Below are 16405 nucleotides of genomic sequence, written 5' to 3'. Positions count from 1 at the left end.
ATTTTTCATCAGACAATCTGTGTGGACACTACAAAGGCAGGTTCTTTCAGGTAAGGAGGTGATCCAACCGCAGGTTCCCCTACGGTTACCTTGTTACGACTTCACCCCAGTCATGAATCACAAAGTGGTAAGCGCCCTCCCGAAGGTTAAGCTACCTACTTCTTTTGCAACCCACTCCCATGGTGTGACGGGCGGTGTGTACAAGGCCCGGGAACGTATTCACCGTAGCATTCTGATCTACGATTACTAGCGATTCCGACTTCATGGAGTCGAGTTGCAGACTCCAATCCGGACTACGACATACTTTATGAGGTCCGCTTGCTCTCGCGAGGTCGCTTCTCTTTGTATATGCCATTGTAGCACGTGTGTAGCCCTACTCGTAAGGGCCATGATGACTTGACGTCATCCCCACCTTCCTCCAGTTTATCACTGGCAGTCTCCTTTGAGTTCCCGGCCGAACCGCTGGCAACAAAGGATAAGGGTTGCGCTCGTTGCGGGACTTAACCCAACATTTCACAACACGAGCTGACGACAGCCATGCAGCACCTGTCTCAGAGTTCCCGAAGGCACCAAAGCATCTCTGCTAAGTTCTCTGGATGTCAAGAGTAGGTAAGGTTCTTCGCGTTGCATCGAATTAAACCACATGCTCCACCGCTTGTGCGGGCCCCCGTCAATTCATTTGAGTTTTAACCTTGCGGCCGTACTCCCCAGGCGGTCGACTTAACGCGTTAGCTCCGGAAGCCACTCCTCAAGGGAACAACCTCCAAGTCGACATCGTTTACAGCGTGGACTACCAGGGTATCTAATCCTGTTTGCTCCCCACGCTTTCGCACCTGAGCGTCAGTCTTTGTCCAGGGGGCCGCCTTCGCCACCGGTATTCCTCCAGATCTCTACGCATTTCACCGCTACACCTGGAATTCTACCCCCCTCTACAAGACTCAAGCTTGCCAGTTTCAAATGCAGTTCCCAGGTTGAGCCCGGGGATTTCACATCTGACTTAACAAACCGCCTGCGTGCGCTTTACGCCCAGTAATTCCGATTAACGCTTGCACCCTCCGTATTACCGCGGCTGCTGGCACGGAGTTAGCCGGTGCTTCTTCTGCGAGTAACGTCAATCACTAAGGTTATTAACCTTAATGCCTTCCTCCTCGCTGAAAGTACTTTACAACCCGAAGGCCTTCTTCATACACGCGGCATGGCTGCATCAGGCTTGCGCCCATTGTGCAATATTCCCCACTGCTGCCTCCCGTAGGAGTCTGGACCGTGTCTCAGTTCCAGTGTGGCTGGTCATCCTCTCAGACCAGCTAGGGATCGTCGCCTAGGTGAGCCATTACCCCACCTACTAGCTAATCCCATCTGGGCACATCTGATGGCATGAGGCCCGAAGGTCCCCCACTTTGGTCTTGCGACGTTATGCGGTATTAGCTACCGTTTCCAGTAGTTATCCCCCTCCATCAGGCAGTTTCCCAGACATTACTCACCCGTCCGCCGCTCGTCACCCGGAGAGCAAGCTCTCCTGTGCTACCGCTCGACTTGCATGTGTTAGGCCTGCCGCCAGCGTTCAATCTGAGCCATGATCAAACTCTTCAATTTAAGTTTGATGCTCGTGAATTAAACTTCGTAATGAATTACGTATGTTCACTCAGAGACTTGGTATTCATTTTTCGTCCGAGGACGTTAAGAATCCATGTCACTTTGAGTGCCCACACAGATTGTCTGATAAATTGTTAAAGAGCAGTGCGACGGCGCTTAGCGCTCTGTCGCGAGGTGGCGTATATTACGCTTTCCTCTTTCAGAGTCAACCTCATTTTTCAGAAGTTTTCTCTTTCCGACCCGGCTTACTCTGTGAAGTTGTTCACATTTGCCGTGTCAGTGGGAGCGCATTATAGGGAGTTCTCTTTGGATGGCAAGCGCTAAAATACAAAAAACTTATCAAGCGCTCATTATTTAAACTAAACGGTTATTCCCGCTCTGGCATATCAACAAAGAAACCCAGTCACCACGCGGCCTGCAGACGTATTCACGCCATTTCCCCTCGCAGATAAAAGAACGCCTTATCCTCGTCGCTTCCGGTTCGTCTCTCATTGTCATCCATCCCCATACCTATATAGCAACGGAAAACGCCATTCCGCGATGGCGAATTAAGCAGCGGCTTTGACGCATGACAAAGCGCCCGTCACCGACACCTTTCTATAATCAGGCCCGTTTCTTCATGACTGGTGTGAATCTATGGCTTATCAACTGAACATTAACTGGCCCGAGTTTTTAGAGAAGTACTGGCAAAAGCAGCCGGTAGTGTTAAAGCAGGCTTTCCCGAACTTCGTCGATCCGATCACCCCGGACGAGCTGGCCGGCCTGGCCATGGAGCCAGAAGTCGACAGTCGCCTGGTGAGCCTGGTCAACGGTCAGTGGCAGGCCAGCAACGGGCCGTTTGAACATTTCGACGGTCTGGGCGAGACCGGCTGGTCCCTGCTGGCCCAGGCGGTGAACCACTGGCATATGCCTGCCGCGGAACTGGTACGCCCGTTCCGCGTTCTGCCGGACTGGCGCCTGGACGATCTGATGATCTCCTTCTCGGTCCCCGGCGGCGGCGTGGGTCCGCATATCGACCAGTATGATGTCTTTATTATTCAGGGAATGGGCAGCCGTCGCTGGCGCGTGGGGGACAAGCTGCCGATGCGCCAGTTTTGCCCGCATCCGGCACTGCTGCATGTTGATCCTTTCCCACCGATCATCGATGAAGATCTGGAACCTGGCGATATTCTCTATATTCCACCGGGATTCCCGCACGATGGCATCACCCACGAAACCGCGCTGAACTACTCAGTGGGCTTCCGTGGCCCTAATGGCCGCGACCTGATCAGCAGCTTTGCGGACTATGTGCTGGAAAACGACCTCGGCGGCGAACACTACAGCGATCCGGACCTCACCTGTCGCGAGCATCCTGGCCGGGTAGAAGAGTACGAACTCGAACGCCTACGCACGATGATGATCGACATGATTAACCAGCCGGCAGACTTTACCCAGTGGTTCGGCCGCTTCGCGACCACGCCACGTCATGAGCTGGACGTCGCTCCGGCGGAACCGCCATATGCTGAAGATGAAATAGTCGATGCGCTGGCCGGCGGGGAAAACCTGTGCCGCCTGAGCGGACTACGGGTGCTGCATATCGGTGACAGCTTCTTTGTGAACAGCGAGCGCCTGGAAACGACCGATGCTCAAGCGCTGGACGCCCTGTGCCGCTACACCACCCTGAGCCAGCAAGAGCTGGGCGATGCGCTGCATAACCCTGCCTTTGTGGCGGAACTGACGCGCCTGATCAACCAGGGCTACTGGTACTTCGAAGAGTAATCCCGCCGCACCACCGCCGGGTAGCCGGGAGCCTGAAAGTCCCGGCTTCCGGCAGTTACAGTTGCTGCGTTGGCAACGTCAGGATAAACCGCGTTGAGCGGCTGTCGGACTCCACCGCCACGCTGCCGTGATGGGCAATCACAATAGACTTCACGATCGCCAGGCCAATCCCACTCCCCTCACCGCTGCGCTGACGGGACGGATCGACGCGATAGAAGCGATCAAACAGCCGGGGCAAGTGCTCAGCGGCAATCGGCTTGCCGGGGTTTTCCACCACCAGCATCACCTGCCCTGCGCGTTCATGGATGTGGATTGTCACCGTCTGCTGTGCCGGAGTATAACGAATGGCGTTCGACAGCAGATTACCGATCGCCCGGCGCAGCATCAGCGGATCGCCGGTCACCCAGCCGGCGCTCCCGCTCAGACGCAGCGTCACCGCCTGCTCTTCGGCCCAGGCCTCGAAGAAGTCGAACACTTTATTGACCTCATCCACCAGATTCATGGTTTTCTGCTCAGGCGTCAGCTGGTTATTGTCTGCCTGCGCCAGAAACAGCATATCGCTGACCATCCGCGACATCCGCGAAAACTCTTCCAGATTGGAATACAGCACCTCTTCCAGCTCTTTCTGATTACGAGTCTGGCTGAGGGCGATTTCGGTTTGCGTCACCAGATTGGTAATCGGCGTGCGGATCTCGTGGGCAATATCGGCGGAGAAGTTCGACTGGCGCGTAAAGACATCTTCAATACGCTCCAGCATATGGTTAAAAGAGAGCACCAGCCGTTCCAGTTCAACCGGGACACGACCGGGATCTAAACGCACGTCGAGATCTTTCGAGGTGATGTTCTGAATCTGTCGGCTGACCTGGCGAATGGGTTTATGCCCCTGATAGACCACGAACAGCACAATCAAGATGATAAGGAGGCTGATCACCGACGCCGCCGACACCAGCTTCGCCTTCAGCTCATTAATATAGTGCAGATGGAAATCGATCGATAAGGCCATCAGCAGGTGATACGCCGGTTTGCCATCTGCCTGTTTACCGAGCGGCAGCATAATCAGCCGCCAGGCGCGGGTCTGCAACTGATGATTATCATGGGTCATGACCTGCGGGTGCGGGTCGGTCCACGAAATCACGCTGCCGTCCTGCAGCTGCGCCGCCAGCCCAGGAGTGCGCAGAATATGGCTCAGGTCCGGGCCATTCGGCGACTGGAACAGGATCGTGCCGTTGGCATCATCCAGACAAATAAAGACGTTGGCATAGCCATCGATGACATTTTTCAGGATTTCCAGCCGTCGCGCCTGCGAGTCGTCGCCGTGATTAAGCACCGTTTCCAGGGTGGTCGCCAGCTGCTTTAAGTCATGAACGTCGCGCTCTTCAAAGTGCGCTTTAACCGAGTTGATCATTATCCAGGTGAACGCAAAGAACGCCACCACCGTCGCCAGGCTGATAAAAAAGGTCAGCCGGGTCGCCAGCGAAAACGGCCGCTGCAGCCACTTACTCGCCATCCGGCACCTCAAGCATATAGCCAACGCCGCGCACGGTCTGAATAAGCTTCGGCTCAAAATCATTATCTATTTTGGCCCGCAGCCGCTTCACCGCCACGTCGATAGCGTTGGTGTCGCTGTCAAAATTCATATCCCAGACCTGGGAGGCAATCAGCGACCGGGGCAGCACTTCCCCCTGATGACGCAGGAAGAACTCCAGCAGCGTAAACTCTTTGCTGGTCAGGGTGATACGTGCACCGCTGCGGGTCACTTTGCGGCTGGGCAGGTCGACGAATAAATCCGCCGCCTGAAACTGGTTTTCGACGATGGCCGACGCCCCGCGCCGCAGCAGGGTTCTTACCCGCGCCAGCAGTTCAGCAAACGCGAACGGTTTCACCAGATAATCATCCGCCCCCAGCTCCAGCCCCTTAACCCGATGTTCGACGGTGCCCAGTGCGGTCAGCAGCAGGACCGGCATGCTTTTCCCGGCGGCGCGCAGCATTCTGACGATATCCCAGCCGTTCACATCAGGCAGCATAATGTCGAGGATCAGCAGGTCATAATCGCCGGTCATCGCCAGGTGATAGCCGTTCAGGCCGTTATCGGCCAGGTCAACGACAAAACCGGACTCCGTCAGCCCTTTGGTCAGGTACTCACCGGTTTTCTTCTCATCTTCGACGATCAAAATCTTCATGACATGCTCCTTCACGCGCCGTTTGTGCGGGTTTCCAATTTTAGTGGAGAGCGACCGGATAGCAATGAATTCTCTGGAAAATGACAGCTTTGTCATTTTCCTGTCACGCGTCGAACAGAGGCGGTTTTGTAAAGTACCAGCCATTCAATCATCGCCAAAAAACGTCCTGCCCTATGCGCACATTAAAGCTCATCACGCTCAGCGTAGCCTTTGCTCTGACCGGCTGCCTCTCGCTGGCACCAGAGTACCAGCAGCCGGCCTCGCCGGTGCCGCAGCAGTTCTCGCTCAGCCAGAACAAGCTGGTCGCCGCCACTGCCCACTATCAGGATACCGGCTGGCGGACGTTTTTCGTCGACCCGCAGGTCAAATCGCTGATTGGCGAAGCGCTGCTGAACAACCGCGATTTGCGCATGGCGACGCTCAAGGTTCAGGAGGCGAGAGCGCAATATGGCGTTACCGACGCCGACCGCTACCCGCAGCTGAATGGCGCCACCAGCACCACCTACAGCGGCAAGTTCAAAGGCGATACCACCACCAACAGTGACTATCAGGCCGGGCTTAATCTCAGCTTCGATCTCGATTTCTTTGGCCGGCTGAAGAACTTAAGCGAAGCGGACCGGCAAAACTATTTCGCCAGCGAAGAGGCCCGCCGGGCGGTCCATATCCTGCTGATCTCCAATGTGTCGCAAAGCTATTTCAACCAGCGCCTGGCCTGGGCTCAGCTACAGGTGGCCCGGGAAACCTTGCAGAACTATCAGCAGTCATACGCCTTTGTGGAGAAACAACTGCTGACCGGCAGCACCAATGTGCTGGCGCTGGAGCAGGCTCGCGGGGTGATCGAAAGTACCCGCGCCGATATCGCCAAACGTGAAGGTGAACTGGCGCAGGCCAACAATGCGTTACAGCTGCTACTCGGCAGCTATCAGCATCTGCCCGATGACGCGGCCAGCAGCCTGCTTGATATCAACGGCGTGGTCTTACCGCCCGGGCTGTCGTCGCAGATCCTGTTGCAGCGCCCGGATATCTTAGAAGCCGAGCACGGTTTACGCGCCGCCAACGCCAATATCGGCGCCGCACGGGCGGCATTTTTCCCGTCGATAACCTTAACCAGTTCGTTATCCAGCAGCAGCACCGACTTATCGCGCTTATTTAACCCCGCCAGCGGGTTGTGGAATTTCGTCCCCAACATCGAACTGCCGATTTTTAACGCCGGGCGCAACCAGTCCAACCTCGATCTTGCCGAAATCCGCCAGCAGCAGTCGGTGGTGAATTACGAACAAAAAATTCAGACCGCGTTTAAAGAGGTCGCCGACGCGCTGGCCCTGCGCCAGAGCCTGGCCGACCAAATCAGCGCCCAGCAGCGCTACCTCGCCTCTTTGCAAATCACCCAGCAGCGGGCAAGAACGCTCTATCAGCACGGGGCGGTGAGCTACATCGAAGTGCTGGACGCCGAGCGTTCGCTGTTCACCACGCGGCAAACCTTGCTGGACCTCAACTACGCCCGTCAGGTCAACGAAATCACGCTGTTCACCGCTCTTGGCGGCGGATGGGTGGAATAACTTTTTATTTATTCTCAGGAGCATGAATCATGAATCAGGTCACGAAAACGATCGTTTTTGGCTTTCTTTCCGCAGTGATGTTTGGCGCCCAGGCCGCAGAGCATCAGCATGGCGACATGATGAATAGCCAGCCCGTCGCGCAGCAGGCGCAGGCCATCAGCGCCACCGGCGAGGTCAAATCCATTGATATGGACAGCAAAAAAGTCACCATCGCCCACGATGCCATCCCGGCCGTGAACTGGCCGCCGATGACCATGCGCTTCACTATTACCCCGCAAACCCAGCTCAACGACATTAAAACCGGCAGCAAAGTCGCCTTCACCTTTGTACAGCAGGGCAACCTCTCCTTATTACAGGACATCCATCTCGCGCAATAACGGCCCACGGAGATAACCACCAATAACGTTGATATGGATAAAGATATGGCATCGCTCACCCTCAAAAACAGTGCGCTAATCATCGGCAGTATGCTGATTGGCGGTCTTATCTCCGCAGGCCTGTATCGCTATTTTTCGCCCCCCGACGTGGCAGACAGCGCGGCGGCGAGCGGCGAACATGCCGCCCGTAAAGTCTTGTTCTGGTATGACCCGATGTACCCCAACACCCGTTTTGATAAGCCAGGAAAGTCGCCGTTTATGGACATGGACCTGGTGGCAAAATATGCCGATGAAGACGCGGCATCGTCCAGCACGCCCGGCGTGCGCATCGACCCGACGCAAACCCAAAATCTGGGCGTAAAAACCGAACCCGTGCGCCGGAAGCCGCTGCATTTCTCGCAGCGGCTTCCGGCGAGCGTCAGCTTTAACGAATATCAGTTTGTCATTGTCCAGGCACGCTCGGCGGGGTTTATCGACAAGGTTTACCCTCTGACCGTCGGCGATAAAATCCGCCAGGGCACGCCGCTGGTCGACCTGACGATCCCCGACTGGGTCGAAGCCCAGAGTGAATATTTACTGCTGCGGGACACCGGCGGCACCGCCACCCAGGTGGAGGGGATCCTCGAGCGCCTGCGCCTCGCCGGGATGCCGGAAGAGGATATCCGCCGCCTCAAAGCGACGCGCAACATTCAGACCCGCTTCACCCTCAAAGCACCCATCGACGGCGTAATTACCGCGTTTGATTTACGCAGCGGCATGAACATCACCAAAGATAACGTGGTGGCGAAGATTCAGGGGATGGACCCGGTGTGGATCAGCGCCGCGGTGCCGGAATCTATCGCCTGGCTGCTCAAAGACAGCTCGCAGTTTACGATCTCGGTTCCGGCGTGGCCCGGTAAGACCTTCACCATCAGCAAATGGACCATTTTGCCCAGCGCCGATGCCGAGACCCGCACCCTCCAGCTGCGCCTGCAGGTGGATAACCCGGATGAAGCGCTGAAGCCGGGGATGAACGCCTGGCTCCAGCTGAGCACGCAAAGTCAGCCAATGCTGCTGATCCCCTCCAAAGCGCTGATCGATACCGGCTCAGAACAACGGGTGATCACCGTCGATAGCGACGGGCGCTTCGTGCCAAAACGCATCGATGTCTTCCAGCAATCCGACGGCATGACCGCGGTGCGCAGCGGCCTTAGCGAAGGCGAAAAGGTGGTCTCCAGCGGCCTGTTCCTGATTGATTCAGAGGCCAATATTTCCGGCGCGCTGGATCGCATGCGCGCGCAGACGCCCGCCGCAACGCCGGCAAGTACGGTACCGGCGACACACGCCCACTGAGGAAATGACAAATGATTGAATGGATAATCCGTCGCTCGGTGGCCAACCGCTTTCTGGTGATGATGGGCGCGCTGTTTCTCAGTATCTGGGGCACCTGGACCATCGTGCATACGCCGGTCGACGCCCTGCCGGATCTCTCCGATGTACAGGTGATCGTCAAGACCAGCTACCCAGGGCAGGCGCCGCAGATCGTTGAAAACCAGGTCACCTGGCCGCTGACCACCACCATGCTGTCGGTGCCGGGCGCCAAAACGGTACGCGGCTTCTCGCAGTTTGGCGACTCCTATGTGTACGTGATTTTTGAAGACGGCACCGACCCGTACTGGGCGCGTTCCCGCGTGCTGGAATATCTCAATCAGGTGCAGAGCAAACTGCCGTCTGGCGTCAGCGCCGAGATGGGGCCCGATGCCACCGGTGTCGGCTGGATCTTTGAATACGCGCTGGTCGACCGCAGCGGCAAGCACGACCTTGCCGAACTGCGCTCGCTGCAGGACTGGTTTTTGAAGTATGAGCTGAAAACCATCCCCAACGTCTCCGAAGTGGCGTCGGTGGGAGGCGTGGTCAAAGAGTATCAGATTGTCGTCGACCCGCAGAAGCTGACCCAGTACGGCATCAGCCTGGCGACGGTGAAATCGGCGCTGGATGCCTCGAACCAGGAGGCGGGCGGCTCGTCGGTTGAACTGTCGGAAGCAGAGTATATGGTGCGCGCCAGCGGCTATCTGCAGACGCTGGATGACTTCAACAATATCGTGCTGAAAACCGGTGCAAACGGCGTGCCGGTCTACCTACGCGATGTTGCCCGCGTGCAAATTGGCCCGGAAATGCGCCGCGGTATTGCCGAGCTGAACGGCGAAGGCGAAGTGGCCGGCGGCGTGGTGATCCTGCGCTCCGGCAAGAATGCCCGCGAGGTGATCGCCGCGGTGAAAGACAAGTTAGAGACGTTAAAAGGCAGCCTGCCGCCCGGGGTGGAGATCGTCACCACCTACGATCGAAGCCAACTGATCGACCGGGCGATCGACAACCTCAGCCACAAACTGCTGGAGGAGTTTATCGTGGTGGCGCTGGTCTGCGCCCTGTTCCTGTGGCACATCCGCTCCGCCCTGGTGGCGATTATCTCTCTGCCACTCGGCCTGTGTATCGCCTTTATCGTGATGCACTTCCAGGGACTGAACGCCAATATTATGTCGCTCGGCGGGATTGCTATTGCCGTCGGGGCGATGGTCGACGCCGCCATCGTGATGATTGAAAACGCCCATAAACGGCTGGAAGAGTGGCAGCATCATCATCCACAGCAAAAGCTGAGTAACGACACGCGCTGGAAAATCATCACCGACGCCTCGGTGGAGGTTGGCCCGGCGCTGTTTATCAGCCTGCTGATTATCACCCTGTCGTTTATCCCGATTTTCACCCTCGAAGGCCAGGAGGGGAAACTGTTTGGCCCCCTCGCCTTTACCAAAACCTGGTCCATGGCGGGCGCGGCGCTGCTGGCGATCGTGGTGATCCCGATCCTGATGGGATTCTGGATCCGCGGCAAGATCCCGGCGGAAACCAGCAACCCGCTCAACCGCTTCCTGATCCGCATCTACCATCCGCTGCTGTTGAAAGTCCTGCACTGGCCGAAAACCACGCTGCTGATTGCCCTGCTGTCGATCCTCACCATTATCTGGCCGCTTAACCGCGTCGGCGGCGAGTTCCTGCCGCAGATTAATGAAGGCGACCTGCTGTATATGCCCTCGACGCTGCCGGGGATCTCAGCGGCGCAGGCGGCAGATATGCTGCAGAAAACCGACAAGCTGATCATGACCGTGCCGGAAGTGGCCCGGGTATTCGGTAAAACCGGTAAAGCGGAGACCGCCACCGACTCCGCGCCGCTGGAGATGGTCGAAACCACCATTCAGCTCAAGCCGCAGGATCAGTGGCGGCCGGGAATGACCATGGAGAAGATTATCGAGGAGCTGGATAAAACCGTGCGCCTGCCGGGGCTGGCGAATCTGTGGGTACCGCCGATCCGCAACCGTATCGATATGCTCTCCACCGGGATCAAAAGCCCGATCGGCATTAAGGTCTCCGGGACGGTGCTGTCCGATATCGACGAGGTCGCCGAACGGATCGAAGTTGTCGCCCGTACCGTGCCGGGTGTCACCTCAGCGCTGGCGGAACGCCTGGTGGGTGGGCGCTATCTCAATATCGATATTCAGCGCGAAAAAGCGGCCCGCTACGGCATGACCGTCGGTGACGTCCAGCTGTTCGTCTCCTCCGCCATCGGCGGCGCCATGGTGGGCGAAACGGTCGAAGGCGTTGAGCGCTACCCGATCAACATTCGCTACCCGCAGAGCTATCGCGACAGTCCGGAAGCCCTGCGCCAGCTGCCGATCCTGACGCCGCTGAAGCAGCAGATCACCCTCGGCGACGTGGCCGATGTGAAGGTGGTGACCGGCCCTTCGATGCTGAAAACCGAGAACGCCCGCCCGGCAAGTTGGATCTACATCGACGCCCGCGATCGCGACATGGTTTCAGTGGTGCACGATCTACAACAGGTCATCGCCCAGCAGGTGAAGCTGAAGCCGGGCATCAGCGTCTCCTACTCCGGGCAGTTTGAGCTGCTCGAGCGTGCCAACCAGAAGCTGAAGCTGATGGTGCCGATGACGCTGATGATCATTTTCGTGCTGCTCTATCTGGCCTTCCGCCGCTTTGGCGAAGCCTTGTTGATCATCACCAGCGTGCCGTTCGCTCTCGTTGGCGGGATCTGGTTCCTCTATGCGATGGGGTTCCACCTGTCCGTGGCGACCGGCACCGGGTTTATCGCGCTGGCCGGGGTAGCGGCGGAGTTTGGTGTGGTGATGCTGATGTATCTGCGCCACGCCATTGAGGCCGATCCGACGCTGGAAAATCCGCAGACTTTCAGCGCCGAGCGGCTCGACGACGCGCTGTATCAGGGCGCGGTGCTGCGCGTGCGGCCGAAGGCGATGACCGTGGCGGTGATTATCGCCGGTCTGCTGCCGATTTTATGGGGAACCGGCGCGGGATCGGAGGTGATGAGCCGTATCGCCGCGCCGATGATCGGCGGGATGATCACCGCCCCGCTGCTGTCGCTGTTTATCATTCCGGCGGCCTATAAGCTGATGTGGCTGTACCGCCACCGGCAAAAAGCACCGGCGTCATTGTAAGCGTTTGATATCAGAAGGGCGTCAACACGGCGCCCTTTTTGATAACCGCGGGATAGCACGCTCGGCACTCGCAAAAACGGGGCATAGCACTACACTGGTCATCGGATGCCACCACCAGCAGAGGGATCGCCTTGCAAACCGTTCGTACCGTGCCGTTACCCGGAGATAGCCGGATCGTAAATCTCTTTACAGCTCCCGAGCTTGCTGATGCTTTCGCCATCACGCTGCCACCGGATGCGCCTTCTGATATCAATATCCTGGCTCATCAGGTCCTGGAGAGGCCACCACGCTGGTTCAGATGGCTGCTGGCTTGTCGGGATATCATGGTCAAACCCTTTGGCATCCTCTCCTCCACGCAAATGCGTACCGCGTTAGTTGCAGACGGCACGCCGCACATCGATTTCTTTCCTGTCATCGCCGTAGAGAACAACGAGCTGATCATCGGCGCCAATGACCGGCATCTGGATTTCAGGATCTCGGTGCTGCAGCGTCACGGCGGTGAAGTCGATGAAAGAGAGGTTGTGCTGGCTTCCGTGGTGCACTGCCATAACCGGATCGGGAAGCTGTATATCACGCTGATTGCGCCCTTCCATCGCCTGGTGGTACGCGCCATGCTCAAGCGGGCGGCGGCACGGGGCTGGCACTAACAGCAGCAGCATGTCCGCCGCATGGCGACAGACGTGTCACGAACAGCCACAGCGTGAAGTCGGCGCTGGCCGGCTGGGTCTCGCCGTTTTGCTATGACGGTAGCGCAGGTAGAGATTATTGAGGATCAGCGCCGCACCGGTAATGCAGGCGCCGATGATTTCCGGGGCCGTGGGTTCCACACCCGACAGGGCCGAAATAGAAAACGCCGTTATCGGCACCACATCCATAAACAGCACGCCATTCAGCGGCGTCAGGATTTTATTGCCGATATTCCAGCACAGGATCCCGATAAAGCCGGCGATAATCGCCGTATAAAAGACATGAGGGATCACAAAGATAACATCGGCGAGCGCCGGCACGGACACCGCGCCGGTGAGATACAACAGCGCGTTCAGCACCAGGATGCTCGTCATGCCGAGACAGGTTGTGACGGCCGTATATTTGAGCGGCGACCAGTGGGGAAAATAGCCCGCGCCCACCGTATAAATCACCCAGCACAACGCCCCCAGAATGATCAGCGCATTGGCAATATAGCCGGAGGGGCTACTGAACACGCTGCCATATTGCCCTTTGGTCATCACGGTGAGAACGCCAAAAAACGACAACATAATCAGGCCAATGGAAAGCACCGGCGGCACAATACGGCGGAGGATACCGTTAACCACAATGCCCAGCATCGGCATGGTGGCCATCATGATCGACGCCGTCAGCGCCCCGGTTTTTCCAGCCATCTGCTGGCCTGAAAAAACCAAAAAGCCAAACCCGACAAACCCTGCAGAGCCCAGTAGCCAGGCCAGCCACACTCGCTGTCCGCGCAGGCTCAAGCCCGCTCGCCCTTCACGTAAACAGAGCGCGATCGCTAGCGCCAGCCCGGCAAAACCGTAGCGCAGCGTGGTAAAGGTATAAGGATCAAACCGCGTCAGGGCGCTGGTCATGACGGGAAACGTCGCTCCCCAGGAGAGCGTGGCGATCAGGCAGCAGATCACGCCGGTTGAATAGCTATTTTTCATCGTGAGATATCCGGTAAACGCCCACTGCAACGCGAGTGAGGTGGCGCGCAGAAATACAGGCGTACGGCAGAGATAAACCGGGATTGCAGCAACGCGTAGCCGGCACAGCGACTGCCGTGCCGGTTGCGGATCAACCCGGAGAAAAGACTACTCCGTCGGCAATACGCCCCCTTTCGCCCAGTGGGTCCGGGGGATTTCGAGGATCACCACATCCACGCTCTCGGGTTTGCACTTCAGGGTTTCCACGGCCACCCGGGTCGCTTCCCGGGCAAAATCGCGTTTTTGTTCCGGCGTACGGCCAGGTTGCAGTTCTAAACGGATAACAGGCATTTTTATTCCCTCGTAGTAACGCGCCTTGTTGGCGTCGACGGATTTATCTTTGCCGATACGGGAAGCGGGATAAATGTGTGTTAGGTTAAGTGATTCAGAACCTACAGGTTGTTAATCATGGATAAACTGGCCGGCATGGAGATGTTTGTCAGAGTGGTCGAATGCGGCAGCTTTGCCGCCGCGGCCGATATCAGCGACGTATCGGCCACCATGGTCGCCAAGCAGATCAGGGCCATTGAACAACGGCTCGGCGCCCGTTTGCTGCACCGCACCACCCGTCGCCAGCAGCTTACCGAAGTCGGCCAGCTCTATTACGAGCGTTGTCGCCGGGTGCTGGCGGAGTTTTCGCTCGCCGAACACAGCGCCATGGAGCTGCAGTCGACCCCCAAAGGGCTGGTGCAGATGGTCGCCCCGGTCAGCTTCGGCAGCCAGGTGCTGGTGCCGGCGTTGAGCGTCTACATGGCTCAAAACCCGGAAGTGAACGTGATGCTGACGCTGGATAACCAGACGCCCAATTTGCACCGGGGGAATGTGGAATTAGGCATTCATATCGGCAAGATTAACCAGCCAGATATCGTTGCCCGGCCGCTGCGTGCCTATCAGCGGATCCTCGCCGCCTCCCCCGACTACCTTCGCCAGCACGGAACGCCGGAGCACCCTGACCAGTTGGGCAATTTTAGCTGTCTGGGGATCTCCTATTGGGTACATCAGGATCGCTGGGAACTGATTGGCCCTGACGGGGAAATGTTTAAGGCGCTGGTGACAGGGCGATTTACATCGAATCAAGGGGATGCGTTGAGGATAGCCGCCCTTAATGGCTGCGGGATTGTGCTGCAGCCGGAGTCGATTCTGGCGGCGGATATCGCCGAGGGACGGCTGGTGCAGGTGCTGCCGCAGTGGGCCTACAAACCGACGCCGATGTACCTTATTTATCACCAGGATACCCGGCCATCAGCCAAGCTGCGCAGCGTGATTGATTTCCTGATGCAGCGCTTTGGCGCCGGGCACTAAGCCACCTGCCGCACAACGCCAACCGGGGGCCTGCTACCCCCGGTGACGAGCATCAGGCGCGCTTTTTCTCCAGCGCTTCCCACAGCCCCATCAGGTAGGTTACCCCTAAGGCGCGATCGAACAACCCGTATCCCGGACGCCCGGTTTCTCCCCAGATAAAGCGGCCATGGTCAGGACGAATATACCCGTCAAAACCGTTATCGTGCAGCGCCTGCATCACGCGGTACATATCCAACGAGCCGTACTGCGAAGGGTGAGCCGATTCGTAGAAGTCTTTGTCTTTAATCAGCTTGATATTGCGCACGTGGGCAAAGTGGATCCGCTTGCGGCGCGTAAATTCAGCAAGAATTTCATAGACGTTGTTATTCGGGTCTTCGGCAATCGAGCCGGTGCACAGCGTAATGCCGTTGGCCGGTGAATCGACGGCGTCGCAAATCTTCGTCAGATCCGCATGGTTTTTAACGACACGCGGCAGACCGAAAATAGAATACGGCGGATCGTCCGGGTGAATCGCCATTTTCACGCCAACTTCTTCACAAACCGGAATAATCTCCCGCAGGAAATAGAACAGGTTTTCACGCAGTTTATCGTCATCCACCCCGTTATAGCGGGCGAAGAGTTCCTGTACTTTTGCCAGACGCTCAGGTTCCCAGCCAGGTAACGCAAAGCCGTTGGAGTTATCGAGCACCTCTTTGACCACCTCTTCGAGGCTTTTATCAATGCCGTGCTTTTCGAAGGCCATGGTGAGGGAACCGTCCGGCAGGACGTAATTCATATCGGTTTTCATCCAGTCAAACACCGGCATGAAGTTATAGCAGATGACCTTGATCCCAAAGCCCGCCAGGTTGCGGATGGTTTGCTTGTAGTTCTCGATATAGCGGTCGCGTTCGGGGGTGCCAATTTTGATATCGTCATGAATATTAACGCTTTCAATCACTTCCATCGTCAGGCCCGCGTCATGAGCCTGTTTCACCAGCGCGCGAATTTTGTCGACAGGCCACACTTCACCGGGAGCCACATCATACAGCGCCCCCACAACCCCCTCGACACCCGGCACCTGCCGGATATATTCCAGCGGGATTTTATCTTCCTGTGGCCCAAACCAGCGCATTGTCATCTGCATTTCGTATCCACCTTATCGTTGCATCAGTGCATGTTGATGTGTATGTACCATACTAGTATTTAAATCATATGCACTAATGCTCTTACGATCAACCACCCGATAAAAAAAGAGTGCGTCGACGCAAGAAATCTATTTCCCATCAGAAATACATGAAGGCTCATCGGGATGATGACATTGTTTTTTGTTTGTAAAACAAAATAACTATTTTAATTTTTAGACTCACATAATCGCTATTATTTTTTAACACAAAAATAAATATAAAAACATTCACCCCAGCCTCAGCATGCTTGCCGAGAAATAATATGCGACATGTCACA

General features: G+C 56.9%; 12 protein-coding genes and 1 rRNA gene. 7 read left to right on the top strand and 6 right to left on the bottom strand.

What is annotated here, in order from left to right; genetic code table 11:
• Positions 1-51 precede the first annotated feature (51 nt).
• Positions 52-1593: ribosomal RNA gene (locus ACMYSO_RS16885) — 16S ribosomal RNA — on the bottom strand.
• A gap of 636 nt (positions 1594-2229) precedes the next feature.
• On the opposite strand from ACMYSO_RS16885, the gene ACMYSO_RS16880 reads away from it, so the two are divergent.
• Positions 2230-3351 carry a JmjC domain-containing protein gene (locus ACMYSO_RS16880; RefSeq protein WP_434666144.1) on the top strand — a complete coding sequence of 374 codons (1122 nt, stop codon included), beginning with the start codon at positions 2230-2232 and terminating at the stop codon, positions 3349-3351.
• 55 nt (positions 3352-3406) lie between these two features.
• On the opposite strand, the gene ACMYSO_RS16875 is transcribed toward ACMYSO_RS16880, so the two are convergent.
• Positions 3407-4858, bottom strand: a complete 1452-nt coding sequence (locus ACMYSO_RS16875) for a Cu(+)/Ag(+) sensor histidine kinase (protein ID WP_434666141.1) — start codon at positions 4856-4858, stop codon at positions 3407-3409.
• Positions 4848-5531, bottom strand: a complete 684-nt coding sequence (locus ACMYSO_RS16870) for a copper/silver response regulator transcription factor (RefSeq protein WP_123757962.1) — start codon at positions 5529-5531, stop codon at positions 4848-4850. The genes ACMYSO_RS16875 and ACMYSO_RS16870 overlap by 11 nt, the downstream gene beginning before the upstream one ends.
• Positions 5532-5704: 173 nt before the next feature.
• Between ACMYSO_RS16870 and ACMYSO_RS16865 the strand changes: the two genes are divergently transcribed.
• From ACMYSO_RS16865 to ACMYSO_RS16845, 5 genes are all read left to right on the top strand, one after another.
• Positions 5705-7090 carry an efflux transporter outer membrane subunit gene (locus ACMYSO_RS16865; protein ID WP_434666138.1) on the top strand — a complete coding sequence of 462 codons (1386 nt, stop codon included), beginning with the start codon at positions 5705-5707 and terminating at the stop codon, positions 7088-7090.
• Positions 7091-7119: 29 nt separating this feature from the next.
• A complete protein-coding gene (cusF, locus tag ACMYSO_RS16860; RefSeq protein ID WP_434586532.1) occupies positions 7120-7467 on the top strand; it encodes a cation efflux system protein CusF in 348 nt (115 codons plus the stop codon).
• A 45-nt stretch (positions 7468-7512) separates the two neighbouring features.
• Positions 7513-8799 carry an efflux RND transporter periplasmic adaptor subunit gene (locus tag ACMYSO_RS16855; protein WP_434666135.1) on the top strand — a complete coding sequence of 429 codons (1287 nt, stop codon included), beginning with the start codon at positions 7513-7515 and terminating at the stop codon, positions 8797-8799.
• A gap of 11 nt (positions 8800-8810) precedes the next feature.
• The gene (locus ACMYSO_RS16850) at positions 8811-11966 is read left to right on the top strand and encodes a CusA/CzcA family heavy metal efflux RND transporter (RefSeq protein ID WP_434666133.1); all 3156 of its coding nucleotides are present in this window, start codon (positions 8811-8813) and stop codon (positions 11964-11966) included.
• Between the two features lie 131 nt (positions 11967-12097).
• A complete protein-coding gene (locus tag ACMYSO_RS16845; protein WP_434666130.1) occupies positions 12098-12613 on the top strand; it encodes a DUF2867 domain-containing protein in 516 nt (171 codons plus the stop codon).
• A gap of 36 nt (positions 12614-12649) precedes the next feature.
• Here the strand turns inward: ACMYSO_RS16845 and ACMYSO_RS16840 are convergent, their stop codons facing one another.
• Together ACMYSO_RS16840 and ACMYSO_RS16835 are read right to left on the bottom strand one after the other, a co-directional pair.
• On the bottom strand, positions 12650-13624 hold the full coding sequence (locus tag ACMYSO_RS16840; RefSeq protein ID WP_434666128.1) for a DMT family transporter: 975 nt from the start codon (positions 13622-13624) through the stop codon (positions 12650-12652).
• 147 nt (positions 13625-13771) lie between these two features.
• Entirely contained in the window at positions 13772-13954 is a 183-nt protein-coding gene (locus ACMYSO_RS16835) for a 4-oxalocrotonate tautomerase (protein ID WP_434586537.1), read from the bottom strand.
• Positions 13955-14071: 117 nt separating this feature from the next.
• Between ACMYSO_RS16835 and ACMYSO_RS16830 the strand changes: the two genes are divergently transcribed.
• Positions 14072-14965 (top strand): LysR family transcriptional regulator, encoded by an 894-nt coding sequence (locus ACMYSO_RS16830; protein WP_434586538.1) that lies wholly within the window; start codon positions 14072-14074, stop codon positions 14963-14965.
• A 52-nt stretch (positions 14966-15017) separates the two neighbouring features.
• Here ACMYSO_RS16830 and uxuA read toward each other — a convergent pair whose 3' ends face one another.
• Positions 15018-16088, bottom strand: a complete 1071-nt coding sequence (uxuA, locus tag ACMYSO_RS16825; protein ID WP_434666125.1) for a mannonate dehydratase — start codon at positions 16086-16088, stop codon at positions 15018-15020.
• Positions 16089-16405 lie beyond the last annotated feature (317 nt).

Origin of the sequence: Klebsiella sp. B345, assembly GCF_051131735.1 — a bacterium.
Lineage (GTDB): Bacteria > Pseudomonadota > Gammaproteobacteria > Enterobacterales > Enterobacteriaceae > Klebsiella.
This window is presented reverse-complemented; position numbering and strand designations above follow the sequence as displayed.

What these genes read in the sequence shown, in the direction of transcription:
- uxuA (WP_434666125.1), bottom strand. Translation starts at nt 16,088, where the DNA reads ATGCAGATGACAATGCGCTGGTTTGGGCCACAGGAAGATAAAATCCCG.
- ACMYSO_RS16880 (WP_434666144.1), top strand. Translation starts at nt 2,230, where the DNA reads ATGGCTTATCAACTGAACATTAACTGGCCCGAGTTTTTAGAGAAGTAC.
- ACMYSO_RS16865 (WP_434666138.1), top strand. Translation starts at nt 5,705, where the DNA reads ATGCGCACATTAAAGCTCATCACGCTCAGCGTAGCCTTTGCTCTGACC.
- ACMYSO_RS16875 (WP_434666141.1), bottom strand. Translation starts at nt 4,858, where the DNA reads ATGGCGAGTAAGTGGCTGCAGCGGCCGTTTTCGCTGGCGACCCGGCTG.
- cusF (WP_434586532.1), top strand. Translation starts at nt 7,120, where the DNA reads ATGAATCAGGTCACGAAAACGATCGTTTTTGGCTTTCTTTCCGCAGTG.
- ACMYSO_RS16840 (WP_434666128.1), bottom strand. Translation starts at nt 13,624, where the DNA reads ATGAAAAATAGCTATTCAACCGGCGTGATCTGCTGCCTGATCGCCACG.
- ACMYSO_RS16835 (WP_434586537.1), bottom strand. Translation starts at nt 13,954, where the DNA reads ATGCCTGTTATCCGTTTAGAACTGCAACCTGGCCGTACGCCGGAACAA.
- ACMYSO_RS16870 (WP_123757962.1), bottom strand. Translation starts at nt 5,531, where the DNA reads ATGAAGATTTTGATCGTCGAAGATGAGAAGAAAACCGGTGAGTACCTG.
- ACMYSO_RS16855 (WP_434666135.1), top strand. Translation starts at nt 7,513, where the DNA reads ATGGCATCGCTCACCCTCAAAAACAGTGCGCTAATCATCGGCAGTATG.
- ACMYSO_RS16850 (WP_434666133.1), top strand. Translation starts at nt 8,811, where the DNA reads ATGATTGAATGGATAATCCGTCGCTCGGTGGCCAACCGCTTTCTGGTG.
- ACMYSO_RS16830 (WP_434586538.1), top strand. Translation starts at nt 14,072, where the DNA reads ATGGATAAACTGGCCGGCATGGAGATGTTTGTCAGAGTGGTCGAATGC.